Source organism: Neorhizobium sp. DAR64872/K0K18, from assembly GCF_050500175.1.
In the GTDB taxonomy this organism is placed as follows: domain Bacteria; phylum Pseudomonadota; class Alphaproteobacteria; order Rhizobiales; family Rhizobiaceae; genus Neorhizobium; species Neorhizobium soli.
In genome coordinates this window covers 102,340-114,882 of sequence record NZ_CP191445.1, presented here as the reverse complement: position 1 = coordinate 114,882, position 12,543 = coordinate 102,340, and the positions used below count along the sequence as shown (strand labels likewise).

13 protein-coding genes are annotated in these 12,543 nt (G+C 61.9%); 6 read left to right on the top strand and 7 right to left on the bottom strand.

The features are described 5' to 3' along the window. Positions 1-636: a TetR family transcriptional regulator gene (locus ACQY1P_RS00550; RefSeq protein WP_430253405.1), complete on the bottom strand. Its 636-nt coding sequence runs from the start codon at positions 634-636 to the stop codon at positions 1-3. 198 nt (positions 637-834) lie between these two features. Between ACQY1P_RS00550 and ACQY1P_RS00545 the strand changes: the two genes are divergently transcribed. Further along, positions 835-1,050 (top strand): AraC family transcriptional regulator, encoded by a 216-nt coding sequence (locus ACQY1P_RS00545; protein ID WP_430253403.1) that lies wholly within the window; start codon positions 835-837, stop codon positions 1,048-1,050. After that, positions 1,047-1,187 (top strand): AraC family transcriptional regulator, encoded by a 141-nt coding sequence (locus tag ACQY1P_RS00540; protein ID WP_430253401.1) that lies wholly within the window; start codon positions 1,047-1,049, stop codon positions 1,185-1,187. Before ACQY1P_RS00545 ends, ACQY1P_RS00540 begins: the two co-directional genes overlap by 4 nt. On the opposite strand, the gene ACQY1P_RS00535 is transcribed toward ACQY1P_RS00540, so the two are convergent. Together ACQY1P_RS00535 and ACQY1P_RS00530 are read right to left on the bottom strand one after the other, a co-directional pair. Beyond that, positions 1,182-2,072 (bottom strand): hydroxymethylglutaryl-CoA lyase, encoded by an 891-nt coding sequence (locus ACQY1P_RS00535; RefSeq protein ID WP_430253399.1) that lies wholly within the window; start codon positions 2,070-2,072, stop codon positions 1,182-1,184. The genes ACQY1P_RS00540 and ACQY1P_RS00535 overlap by 6 nt on opposite strands. Next, positions 2,065-3,456, bottom strand: a complete 1,392-nt coding sequence (locus ACQY1P_RS00530) for a PLP-dependent aminotransferase family protein (RefSeq protein ID WP_430253398.1) — start codon at positions 3,454-3,456, stop codon at positions 2,065-2,067. Before ACQY1P_RS00530 ends, ACQY1P_RS00535 begins: the two co-directional genes overlap by 8 nt. A gap of 142 nt (positions 3,457-3,598) precedes the next feature. On the opposite strand from ACQY1P_RS00530, the gene ACQY1P_RS00525 reads away from it, so the two are divergent. The 4 genes from ACQY1P_RS00525 (at position 3,599) to ACQY1P_RS00510 (ending at position 7,897) form a co-directional block, all read left to right on the top strand. Further along, positions 3,599-4,882, top strand: coding sequence for a hydroxymethylglutaryl-CoA reductase, degradative (locus tag ACQY1P_RS00525; protein ID WP_325265729.1), 1,284 nt, complete (start codon positions 3,599-3,601; stop codon positions 4,880-4,882). A 101-nt stretch (positions 4,883-4,983) separates the two neighbouring features. Further along, entirely contained in the window at positions 4,984-5,442 is a 459-nt protein-coding gene (locus ACQY1P_RS00520) for a hypothetical protein (RefSeq protein WP_113111323.1), read from the top strand. Between the two features lies 1 nt (position 5,443). Continuing rightward, positions 5,444-6,826, top strand: coding sequence for a tripartite tricarboxylate transporter permease (locus ACQY1P_RS00515; RefSeq protein WP_430253396.1), 1,383 nt, complete (start codon positions 5,444-5,446; stop codon positions 6,824-6,826). 39 nt (positions 6,827-6,865) lie between these two features. Further along, a complete protein-coding gene (locus ACQY1P_RS00510; protein ID WP_430253394.1) occupies positions 6,866-7,897 on the top strand; it encodes an SMP-30/gluconolactonase/LRE family protein in 1,032 nt (343 codons plus the stop codon). Between the two features lie 216 nt (positions 7,898-8,113). On the opposite strand, the gene ACQY1P_RS00505 is transcribed toward ACQY1P_RS00510, so the two are convergent. The 4 genes from ACQY1P_RS00505 to ACQY1P_RS00490 are packed head-to-tail and all read right to left on the bottom strand — an operon-like array spanning position 8,114 to position 12,522. Next, on the bottom strand, positions 8,114-9,094 hold the full coding sequence (locus ACQY1P_RS00505) for an ABC transporter ATP-binding protein (protein WP_062460114.1): 981 nt from the start codon (positions 9,092-9,094) through the stop codon (positions 8,114-8,116). Continuing rightward, positions 9,091-10,065 carry an ABC transporter ATP-binding protein gene (locus ACQY1P_RS00500; RefSeq protein WP_430253392.1) on the bottom strand — a complete coding sequence of 325 codons (975 nt, stop codon included), beginning with the start codon at positions 10,063-10,065 and terminating at the stop codon, positions 9,091-9,093. Before ACQY1P_RS00500 ends, ACQY1P_RS00505 begins: the two co-directional genes overlap by 4 nt. Further along, on the bottom strand, positions 10,062-11,606 hold the full coding sequence (locus tag ACQY1P_RS00495; RefSeq protein WP_430253390.1) for a gamma-glutamyltransferase family protein: 1,545 nt from the start codon (positions 11,604-11,606) through the stop codon (positions 10,062-10,064). The genes ACQY1P_RS00500 and ACQY1P_RS00495 overlap by 4 nt, the downstream gene beginning before the upstream one ends. After that, a complete protein-coding gene (locus ACQY1P_RS00490) occupies positions 11,599-12,522 on the bottom strand; it encodes a polysaccharide deacetylase family protein (protein WP_430253388.1) in 924 nt (307 codons plus the stop codon). Before ACQY1P_RS00490 ends, ACQY1P_RS00495 begins: the two co-directional genes overlap by 8 nt. Between the last annotated feature and the right edge of the window lie 21 nt (positions 12,523-12,543).

Sequence of the window (12,543 nt, the reverse complement as noted above, 5' to 3'; positions counted from 1 at the left end):
TCAGCGGGATGACGGCTTTGAAACGCTGTTTGAAATCGGCGTGGTAAACATCGGCTCCGTTGCTGCAACAACGAGGGCAATGATGCTGCTGGCATTGCCAAGATCGAGCTGGTGGTCCGTCAGTTCGTCGGTGCGGCCGCGGCTTCTCGTCATCTGCGTGCGCACCCCGAGAAGGCACGAGATGCGGAATCCGACATCGACCTCGCTCAGCCATGGCGCGATTTTTCTGAAGTGCGGGACGAACTGGCGATGATGCTCGATATCCTCGACCATCGGCCGGAATATTTCCGGGTCGTCGCTGGATTGTGCAAGCGTCGTCAGATGACGCAGCACCCCGTAACTGGAATGGGGATCGAGGCTCCAGCGGATGGATGGCCCGACAAGCGCTGCGATAAGATCGCCGGCGCAGGCAGGTGCCGGATCGGCCCGTTGAACCGCCGCCTGAAGCAATGCCAGGCGCTCCGCATTGAGGCGGAGATAGACGCGCTCGGCAGCCGAAAAAATCAGATGCTGAAGGGTTCCAAAATGATAGTTGACCGCCGCCACATTGGTGCCCGCAAGACAGGTGATCGTCCGCACCGTCACGGCATCGGGGTGCCGAGCCGCCGACAGCAGTTGCTCGCACGCAGTGCGCAATTTCTCTCGCGTATGGCTTGCTATCATACGGTTGCGTAGCGCAATTCCTGTGACATCCGAGTGAAGGTCCACGGTGAAGGCTGGCGCGGAGCGCCGTTGCCCGATGCATCACTTCCAGCGCCCCCTACTGGTCGCGATGGATGAGGGACAGCGCGCGCGCTAGCAGTCCCGACACCTGTTGATATTGCGACCCGACCGGTGCTGGCCAAAGGTGAGGTACGGCGTGTTCTGGAAGCCGTCCAAACCCTCCGGATGCACTATCAGCAGCCGATCAAAGTGGAAGAGCTTGCCGCTGCAGCCGCTATGAGCCCGCCGTCGTTCTACCAGCATTTCAACGCGATGACGTCAATGACGCCGCTGCAATACCAGAAGCAGATGCGCTCCTGCATGCGCGTTCCTTTGTCACCGCGGTGACTGATAATATTGCACAATTCGCTTACACCGTCGGTTACGGGAGCGTGTCACAATTCCATCGCGAGTACAAACGTGCGTTGGGAATTACTCCGAGACATGACGTCATTCTGCCGATCGCCCCGGATATGGGCTCATGAGGCCGCCAAAATCCTCGAGATCGGAGAGACGGGATCACGTCCGAGTTTTGCCGCCGTCTCCACAGCCACACGTGCCAGCTTCGGCAGGTCGACACCGGTCTTGATGCCCATGCCGTCCAGCATGAACACCAGCTCCTCGGTGGCTACATTTCCCGTTGCTCCTTTTGCATAAGGGCATCCGCCGAGCCCGCCCACAGAGCTGTCGAACACGCTCACGCCCTCTTCAAGGCAGGCCAGGATATTGGCGAGCGCTTGACCATAGGTGTTGTGCTCGTGCAGCGCGATCGATGAAACCGGGATTTCGGCTGCAACCGCTCTGACCATCGTGGCTGCAGCCCTCGGGGTGCCAATACCGATTGTGTCCCCAAGCGAGACTTCGTAACAGCCGAACGCGTGGAGACGGCTTGCGACAGCGACGACGGAACTCAGTGCGACTGGGCCTTCATAGGGGCAACCCAGGACGCATGACACGTAGCCGCGCACGCGCATCCCAGCGTTGCGCGCTCCCTCCATGACCGGCAGGAATCGGTCGAAGCTTTCGGCGATCGAGCAGTTGATGTTCTTTTGTGAAAAGCTCTCGGATGCCGATGCAAAGATTGCGATTTCTTCGGCGCCGGCATCGCGAGCGGCTTCAAAACCTCTGAAGTTCGGGACGAGCATCTGCAGGGTGATCCCCTTGCGATGCCCGACTGAGGACAGAACCTCGGTCGATCCTTCCATCTGCGGCACCCACTTCGGCGAAACGACGCTGCCTGCTTCGATCGTTGTCAGGCCGGCCTCGATGAGACCTTCGATCATCTGCACGCGATCAGCGACGCTGAGTGGACGCTTCTCGTTCTGAAGTCCGTCGCGAGGCCCCACTTCGACCAGCCGAACGTTATCCATCGTGTCCTCCAATGACCGTCAATATTTTAATCTCGTCTTTCAGAAAGGCGCAGAAGCGTGGATCTGCGCCATACGCAACATTCACCCGCATCGCCGCCGGCATGGCTTTCTCGCGATCCGCGTAGAAGACACTTGCCGGCGCGATGAAAATATTGGCTTTCGCAGCCCGGATACAGAAGGCGCTTTCGTCCAGAGCCGCTGGAAGCGGTACCCAGATGTAGAAGCCCTGCACTTTGGGGAGCGAAACTTCCAAACCGACGGCTGTCAGAGCTTGGGCGGTCGCCTTTGCCCCATGCTCGATCCACCCGCGCAAGCGCCTAAGGTTCTTCAGATACTGACCGCTCTCGATCATCTCCAGCACCACCCGCTCGACATGCAGGGACGTGGCAACCATCGTAATCATCTTCAGGTCGACAAGACTACGGATCGTCTCGGGCGCGCCTGCGATGTATCCGCATCGCAGACTTGCCGACAGGGTCTTCGAGAATGATCCGACGTAGAGGACCCGCTGTTGCTGGCCAAATGCCGCGAGCCGCGGCAGTGTCGCGGCGATCAGGTCAGCGAAAATATCGTCCTCAACCAATCGAAAATCGTGAACCTCTGCCATCTGCAGGAGGGCGAAGGCATGCGCGGGCGTGAGCGTGCCGCCGGTGGGGTTATGGGCCTGGCTCTGGGTAAAGAACAGCTTCGGCCGATAGCGCGCGAGCTTCTGGCGCACTTCGTCGAGATCGGGACCGTCATGGAGCCGGCTTATCGAGATGACGTTTGCTTTGGCCAACCGAAGCTTCGCATAGAGGGGATAATAGCCTGGACTGTCGACGAACACCGTGTCGCCAGGCTCGAGGAAATGGCGGATAATCAGGTCGAGTCCGTTATTGACCCCGCTCGTCAGCATGACGCCGTCGGGCTCGGTCGCGATCGACCGTTCTGCGAGCGAAACCCGAAGCCATTCCCTTAGCGGGCCAAGCCCCCAGGAACTGCCGTAGCCGAAATCCACCTCCGCGGTGGCGTTGCGGCTCGTGCGCAGGATACGGCGCATGTCGGAATCTTCCGTCCAGCTGACCGGCGGGCGGCCATCGCCAGGACGCGTTTGATAATTCTGGTCCAGCTGTTCCCGCAACAGCGACATGATGCTGGTCGCCTCGGAGACGTCGGGCTTTATCCTCGGCACCGGCGCTGGGCGGTTCTCCGCCACGTAATAACCGGAGCCCTGCCGCGCAGTGGCCAGCCCTCGGGCAACAAGCCTGTCATAGGCTTCCGCCATCGTGTTCTTGGAAACACCGAATTGCTCGGCCCCACCCCGGACAGACGGCAGTTTCTGCCCGGGCTTGTACAGACCGCTGGCGATCTGCTCGCTGACAACGCCAAGGATCCTATCAACCACCTTCACCGATCGTCCCACCCTTCGGCTGGGACAGTACAGGTAATAATTCTGCCAACTGTCCCTTGCTCATCGCCGACATTCTAGGACAGTTTGCCATCCACGCAAGGGTATGCGTTGATTTGGGAGTGAGCCGTTGAAGAAAATGACCGTGACATCGCGCATTGAGAACATGCGCAATCTGTCTCCAGCCGAGAGGCTGGTACAGGTTGCGGCAGCAACGCAGATGGATGACAGCGCACGCGCCGTCTTGTCGGCACCGGACGCTCTGTCCGTCGAGCGCGCGAACGGAATGATTGAAAACGTCATCGGAACCTTCCAGCTGCCGCTCGGCGTGGCGACGAACTTTCTAGTCAACGGTCAGGAATATCTGGTGCCGATGGCTGTCGAGGAGCCCTCGGTTGTTGCTGCCGCCTCTTATATGGCGCGGATCGTGCGCGGCTGCGGCGGTTTCCAGACGTCATCGACGGCGCCCATCATGCGCGCCCAGGTCCAGATCATCGGCCTGTCGGATCCCAATGGTGCCCGGTTGGCCATTCTGGCCGCGCGCGACGAAATCATCACCCTCGCCAATTCCAAGGATCCGGTATTGGTGAAATTCGGCGGTGGCTGCCGCGACATTGAGGTGCATGTCTTCCCATCGACCTCCCGCGGTCCGATGGTCGTCCTGCATCTGCTGGTCGATGTCCGCGATGCCATGGGGGCAAACACCGTCAACACCATGGCCGAAGCCATCGCACCGATTGTCGAGCGGATCACCGGAGGTGAAGTCCGTCTGCGCATCCTGTCGAACCTCGCCGACCTGAGGCTTGCGAGAGCCCGTATCGAGCTCACGGAAGAAGCCCTTGTGACCAAGGATTTTTCCGGCCGCCGGATGATGGAGGGCATCGTCGACGCCTACGAATTCGCAGCCGTCGATCCCTACCGGGCCGCGACCCACAACAAGGGGATCATGAATGGCGTCGATCCTGTCGTCGTCGCAACGGGCAACGACTGGCGCGCAATCGAAGCCGGCGCCCACGCTTATGCCGCGCGCTCCGGCCGTTATACCTCGCTGACGACATGGGAGATCAGCGCCAAGGGGACACTTGTCGGCACGATCGAGATGCCGATGGCACTCGGCCTGGTTGGCGGCGCGACGAAGACCCATCCGGCGGCGCAGGCAGCCCTGCAGATCCTCAACGTTGCCTCAGCCGTGGAGCTGGCCGAAGTGACGGTCGCGGTGGGCCTCGCACAGAACATGGCAGCGCTTCGGGCGCTTGCGACGGAGGGTATCCAGCGCGGCCATATGGCGCTGCATGCACGTAACATCGCGATCGGCGCCGGGGCTTCCGGTGATGAAATCGATGCCGTTGCGCGCCGGCTTGCAGCCGATCACGACGTTCGCGCTGCGCGGGCCGAGGAAATTCTCGCTGAATTGCGAAAGTAGGACTGACACCGCAAGCCGGGCAAAGGGGGAGCTTTGCCGGCTGCCGGGCACTGATGGGAATTTTTTTCGGCCGACAGGCCGACACCTGGGGAGGTTATCTGATGACAGAACAGAATGGTGCGCGCGCCGCCGGCCCGCACGGTCAACTTGCCGAGATCTGGGGAGACGTCGTATCTCGACCCCAACTCGGAAAGGCCATGATCATCGGCGCGATCTTGAGCGTTGCGATCTACTACGTCACGCTCGCAACGATCGCGCCCATGGCTGCCACTCCGGCCATCGGAAAGGCGCTGGCGATGCTGACCGGCATCGTCGGCTCGGTTGTCAGCGGCGCCATTTGCTCGCGGCTGTTCTTGCCCAAACGCATTGTGGTGGAACAGGCACAGACCGGCACCGAATGGCAGACCGACATCCTCCAACAGCTAGAACAGGAGGGAGGCCCGATCGGCCGGGTTGAGGATCTTCCGCCCGAAGTCGCTCAGGAAATGCGCGAGGTCGGTCTCTACGACCTGTTCAAGACGTACCAGGACCGGCCCGGCGCCGGCCGGCAGGGAGAGTGACATGGACGGCATGCTGTATGAAATCATCGTGGCCATCTCGCTCGGCCTTCTCGGAGCGATCCTGTTTTCAGCCATCGGCCTGATCTCGGGAACGGATGAAACGACCACGATCGCCCCGGTCACGCTCCTCGTCGTTCTTCTGGGTGCGCCGCCTGTTGCCGTCTTCACCTTCTGGATGTGTGCGGCCGTCTCCAAGCACATGACACATGCGGTACCGACCGCCCTCCTTGGAATTCCCGGCGATACCATGGCATTGCCGCTTCTCCAGCAGGCAACGGCGCTTCGCAATCTCGGGGCACCCCATGTCGCTCTGCGAAAGATGCTGGCGGGCTCCGTCATCTCCGCATTCATCGCCGTTCCGCTGGCAGTCCTGTTTGCGGTCATTCTTTCCCCGTTCGGAACCTACATCACGGCCTCGGCGCCGTGGCTATTCATCGGAGCGGCACTCATCATCGCCTATTTCTCGGCCGGTCGCTGGGCGTCCATCCTGGCGCTGATACCGTTCACGCTGCTGATCGTAGCCTTGCAGGGCTACACCGCCACGCACAACGTTAAGCTCGGCGTGAGCTACTTCCTCGGCATCGCGGTGGGGCCTCTGGTTGCGGAGCTCTTCTCGTCCGTGTCGCCGCTCGAGCGCAAACGCATGGACCGCAGCGAGCCTCGGCAGACTACGCTTGCACCCGACGTGAAAGGCTGGGGTGGTTACTTCCCCAATCCGTTCCGCGTGCTTGACCGGAGCCAAGTGGTGACGACCGCGACAGCGGCTGCCGTGACCAGTGCAACCTTCGTGTTCAGCCCTGTCGCCGTCACCGTCATTGCCGGCGAGATCGTCGGCGCGCGCATCAAGCACGCGTATCACCGGCTGACCTCCGTGCTGGCTGTCCGAAACGGCGTGACAGAGTCGACCTATATTGCCGAAGCGCTGATCCCGCTCATTGCCTTTGGTCTGCCGCTCAGCCCAGTCGCTGCCGGCCCGGCAGCGCCGCTGTTCAACGCGCCGCCACGCTTCACGGTCGATGCCGGGACCGGCGTCGTCAACAACCTTCACACGATGATGTCAGTGTCGGAGTTTCTGATCTGGGGGCTGGTGTCGGTCGTCATCGCGGCGGCGATCGCCTATCCCTTCGCTATGAACCATGCACGAAGTGCTGCAGCTTTCGTCGCCAAGTACATCAGCCATGAAGCCATTATCGCGACATTCGTCGGTCTGATCTTGGTGATCGGTCTTTGGGAAGGGGGACTGCTCGCTCTGCTGGTCATCGTGACGGTCGGTCTCGTCGGCGGCCTGCTTTACCGCGTACTCGGCATGAACACCGGCGTCCAGTTCATGGGCTACTATGCCGCGATTCTTAGCGTTCCGGCCATCATGAAGCTGATCGGCTGAACAGCCGGTCAGCATACCGAACGATAAGAGGAGAAAACAATGCCCCTGGATCTACGCACGTCAGCTCTCTGTGTGGCCCTGATCCTGATCGGTGCCGCCGCCCAAGCTGCCGATGACAAGCCGATACTGCCCGCACTCGACATTCCCCAGTCCCTGCAAGGGGTCGTACCCTTGCCGATGGCGGAATCGCAACTGCCTTCGGTGGAGGCACGGGAGTACTTCAAGGTGTCCGACAAAGGCGTTCAGCTTGAATGCCCAACCTTCGATGCGAAAGGCGATCTGCTGTTTTGCGAGGTCTTCGGCGGAACGGTATTCCGTCTCACGCCAGACAAGCAACTGTCGAGCGTCGTGCCCGACCGGGAGCTTCGTCCTGCAGGCTTGGCAGTCCACAGCGATGGCCGTGTCTACATGGCTGAACTTGGGGACTTCAAATCGCGAGGTTCGGTCGTCTCGATGGCGGCCGACGGAATTGACGTGCGCACCATTGTCTCCAGAGATGACGGCTTTCTACCCGACGACCTCGTCTTCGATAAGGAGGGCGGCTTCTACTTCACCGATTTCAAAGGCGGCTCCAGCCTGCCATCCGGAGGCGTCTACTATATCGCACCCGGCGGCGGTAAGCCGGTGATGGTCGTGCCGAACCTGCGGATCGCGAACGGCATCGGCCTGAGCCCGGATGGCAAGACGCTCTGGGTCACGGAATTGGCAGGTGGCCAGCTGCATCGCATCTCCCTTGCCGACGCCACCACCATCGCGCCGTTCGGATCATCTGTCGTCTACAACTTCGTCGGCGGAGGACCCGATTCCGTGCGCGTCGACGCCGACGGGAACGTCTACGTGGCGATGTACGGTCAGGGGCGGATCATGGTTTTCAATCCGCTGGGGCTGCCGATCGCCCAGTACCTGCTGCCCGGTCGCGATGACGGGCACAATCTCCGTTCAACCTCCATGGTTATCCGCCCTGGCACGGACGAGCTGCTGATTTTGACGAATGACTGGGACAAGGGCCGAGGTTCAACCATCTTTGTGGCAAAAGCAGTCGGCAAAGCAGCACCATCATTCCTGCCTTAAAGCTGGCAGCTGTTGTGCGTTACCAGTTGCACTCTCGGCATTCCAGATCGACGCCGCTCGGAGCCTGCTAAGGCTCTCAAGCTTCTGAACGAATACGAACCGACGACCCTGTGATTGCGACAGCTATCTGTTTGAGATCACTCAGAATCGAATGTCAGCCTTACTGGTATGGGAGGCCATTTGAGCTCCCAGAGCGGCGGGAATGCTGCCGTCTGGTCATAATCCGGCGCGGACATGGCAGGCAGCCTCCCTGCCCGGCCCGGTCGAGACCAGCGGCGGGTGCGTGACGTGGCAGATATCGACAGCCAGAGGACAGCGGGTCACGAACTTGCAACCCTTGGGCGGATTGGCGGGGCTGGGCAAATCGCCCTTCAGCACGATCCTCTGGCGCTTTCGCTGCGCCACCGGATCTGGAAGCGGCACTGCCGACAAAAGGGCTTCCGTATAGGGATGCACCGGGCGCGCAAACACATCGTCCGTCCGGCCCGTTTCGATCAGATGCCCGAGATACATGACCGCAACCCTGTCGGCAAAATGCCGGACGACGGAGAGGTCGTGGCTGATGAACAGGTAGGACAGACCGAACCGCCTCTGCAGATCGAGAAGCAGGTTGAGGATCTGCGAGCGGATCGACACATCGAGGGCGGAGACAGGCTCGTCGAGGATCAGCAGTTTGGGGTTGAGCGCCAAGGCCCTCGCGATCACGATCCGCTGTCGCTGCCCGCCCGAAAACGCGTTCGGCTTGCGCTCCGCATGCTGTGGATGCAGTCCAACGAGGGCCAGAAGCTCGGCAACGCGCTCGGCCCTCTCTGCAGCATTGCCGACACCGTGGATCGCCAGCGGCTCGCCGATGCTCTCGCCGATCGACATTTTCGGATTGAGGGCCGAAACCGGATCCTGGAAAACGATCTGTACCTCGCGGGACAGGGCGCGCCGAGACGCGGTCTCGCCATGAACGATTGGCTTGCCCTCGAACAGGATGCTGCCTGCCGACGGTTTGGTCATGCCCAGAATGGCCGCGCCGAGCGTGGATTTCCCGCAGCCGGACTCGCCCACCAGAGCAACGCTTTCGCCGTGGGCGATGTCGAGATCGATGCCGTCGACCGCCTTGACGAACCCGGTCGGACGTCCGAGCAGGCCGCCGCGGATGGGAAAATGCACCTTGAGGCCGGACAGCGACAGAAGCGGTTCAGTCATAGCATTTCTCCCACCCGTTCCGAATGCCAGCAGGCGGCACTGCCCTCGTCACGGCGAGGCGCAAGCGGCGGGATTTCGTCGAGACAGTGCTGGTCGGCCAGCGGACAGCGCGGGCTGAAGCGGCAGCCGACCGGCCACTGGCCGATGTCGGGCACAAGCCCCTCGATCGTCGGCAAAAGCGCCTTCGGCTTCCCGTCGAGCCGCGGGATGGTCGATAGCAGCAGCCGCGTATAGGGATGTTCCTGCCGTGCGAAAATCGTATCGACCGGCGCCTCCTCGATGACCCGCCCGGCATACATGACAGCGACCCGGTCGGCCATATCGGCAACCACACCCATATCGTGGGTGATCAAAAGGATGGCGGTTCCGGTCTCGTCGCGCAGCCGTTTCATCAGGTCGAGAATCTGCGCCTGGATGGTGACATCAAGCGCCGTGGTCGGTTCGTCGGCGATCAGCAGTTTCGGTTTGCAGATCAGCGCCATGGCGATCATCGCTCGCTGGCACATCCCGCCCGAAAGCTCGAACGGGTATTGGCCGGAGCGGATTTCAGGCTCTGGAATACCCACCTCTTCAAGCATGGCGATCGCCGCACGATGGGCCGCCTTGCCGTCGAGCCCGCGATGCGCGACGAGGCTTTCCTCGATCTGCCGGCCGATCTTCATCAGCGGGTTGAGCGAGGCGACCGGCTCCTGGAAGATCATCGCAAGATCATTGCCGCGCAACTGCCGGCGTTTGGCTTCCGGCACCGTCAGCAGGTTTTCTCCACCGAACAGGACGCGGCCGCCATCGACCCGGGCGACCTTTGGCAGCAGGCCCATCACGGAAAACGCCGTCATCGACTTTCCGCAACCGGACTCGCCGACGACGGACAGGATCTCGCCCTGGTCGACGTGGAAACTGACGCCATCGACCACCGGCTGCGCGCCGATCGAAACCCGGAGGTCGTCAACCACAAGCACGGGTCCGGTCATGTGCGCTCCGCCCCGACGGCCGCAAGCGGATGGTTCGGATGTGCCATCCCGATATTCTCTGCGCCGTCGCGAAGAACCGCTGACGGAATGGAGAAATTCACCGGATAGAGCGTATCGGCGATAATCTCGACCGGAAACTCCTCGCCGAGCCGTGATGCGACATCGGGTTTTGCCTTGTCGTTGACCCGCAGCGTGACGCCGCTCGCATCGATCCGCGGCGCATGCATCGCCTCTTCCAGCGACATGCCGAAGGCCGCGACATAGGAAAGGATCTGCGCTACCGCCGGCATGATCTGACGTCCGCCGGCAGCCCCGAGAGCAAGCTTCGGCCGCCCGCCCTGCGTGGCGATAATCGGGCACATGTTGGCCAGCGGCCGAGCGTTGGCCGCGATCGAATTGGGCTGGCCCGGGCGTGGATCGAACCACATCATACCGTTGTTCATCAGGAGGTCGCTCGACGGCAGAACCACTTTCGAGCCGAAGCGTGACAGAAGCGTATTAGTCAGCGACACCATCGTGCCGTCGCGGTCGACAATGCTGATATGCGTGGTGCAGCTTTCTCCGCTGCTGCCGTGGCCGAGCGTGCGCAAGCGATGTTCCGAGGCGCGACGAATGGCGCGACCAAACGCAAGCGCCGTCCCGCCGGACAACGGGCCATCCTGCGGCAGCGTCCCTTCAAGCTCGGAGAGTGCCTCGACGAGCGTTGGACCGCCGGAAAGACCTGGCATCGCATTGATCGTCATGCCGCGGTAATCGATCTGGAGCGGGTCGGACCAACGCGGCTGGTAGTCACGCATTTCGGCAAGGTCGATTGGCGATCCGCCGGCGTTGAGATCGCTGACGATCGATGCTGCGGTTTCGCCCTCGTAAAAATCGCGGGCACCGGCCTTCGCCAGTCGTTCCAGCATGGCGGCCTTGCGCGGCATCGGGATCGTGCTGCCCGGTCCGATTTCCTGCACGCGCGGTGCACGGCCATCCTTCAAGAAAAGCTGCGACGATGCCGGGAAGCGTGCGAGGCCTTCCGTATCGATGGCGAGACAGAGCACCGTGAACCAGTCGAGCGCGAGGCCCCGACGGGCATGTTCGATCGCCGGCTGCAGCGCCTCGGCAAAGCTGATCGTGCCGAACCGTTCCAGTGCCGCCGAAAGGCCGGCAATGGCGCCGGGAAGGCAGATGGAGCTGTAGCCGATCAGGTTGCGATCATCGCGCACCTGCGGCCAGTCGAACCAGTCTCCGTCACGGCCTGCCACGACAGGATAATCGGCTGGATCGATGTTGCGCGACGAGCGGACGTTGAAATCGAGCGTATCGACCAGGCCATCCTGCCCGTCGGCCCGCAGCAAAAACCCGCCACCGCCGACACCCGAAAGCCACGGCTCGACGACGCTGAGTGTCAGTGCAGTCGTGACGGCCGCATCCATGGCATTGCCGCCGCGCGACAGCACATCGGCGCCGCTTTCCGCTGCCATCCAGTTCTGGCAGGCGACGAGCCCGCCGGCACTGCGCCGCTCGCCCTTGTGGACGTTCCAGTGTTCACCCATGGCTGTGTCCAATATCCTGTCCGAACCTGCGGGTTCCGATCGCCTCGGGAGCCTTGCCATCAACGGCAAAGCGGCCGGCATTGCCGGATGTGGCGTGGTGGTGGGCAATCTCGGCGGCCGTCCCGATCCAGCTGGCCTTTTCGGCAGTGATCGTATCCAGCAGCTCTTCGAGAAGCGCGATGCGCTGGGCACGGCCGGAAATCCAGTCATGCACCGTCAGCGTGAACAACCCGCCGAAGCGGTGAAGCGCCTGCCATTCCGCGATCCAGTCCTGCAGCACCGCACGGCCGGACTGATAGGGCCACTTGTCGCGGCCTCCCCCTTCGAACTTGAAGAAGATCGCATCGTCGAGCGCCCATTGCACCGGGATCTCGACCACACCGTCGATCTCGTAGGGATGATCGAAGCCCGAGAGCGATGAATCGTAGGCGAGGCCCACACGACGCAACTCGGTCAGCATATGCGGCGTCATTTCCCAGGCCGGGGAGCGGAAGCCGACGGGCTTTACCCCGGTTTCCCGGGTCAGCAGTTCCATGCTGGCCTCGAGCGCACCGGTAAATTCGTCGTTAGAGACTTCCGAGACGATCTCGTGGAAATAGCCGTGCAGGCCGATCTCGTGGCCGCCTTCGAGGATGGCGGCAAGCATCTCGGGATTGGTCTCGGCCGTCAGCGCCGGCACGTAGAAACTGGCCTTTGCCTCATAGCGGGCGAACAGGTCGAGCAACCGGTAGATCCCCGTGCGCGGACCGAAACGGCGGATTTCAAGCGTGCCCATCCGGTCCGGCACATGGTCCTTGTTCGCCCACATGAACGGCACATGCGCATCCACGTCGACCGACAGCAGCACTGCCGACTGCTTGTCTTGCGGCCACTCATAGGCCGGCCAGGGGGACTTTATCTGCAGGGGTTTTGACATCCGACCTCGCTTGAAGCGCTT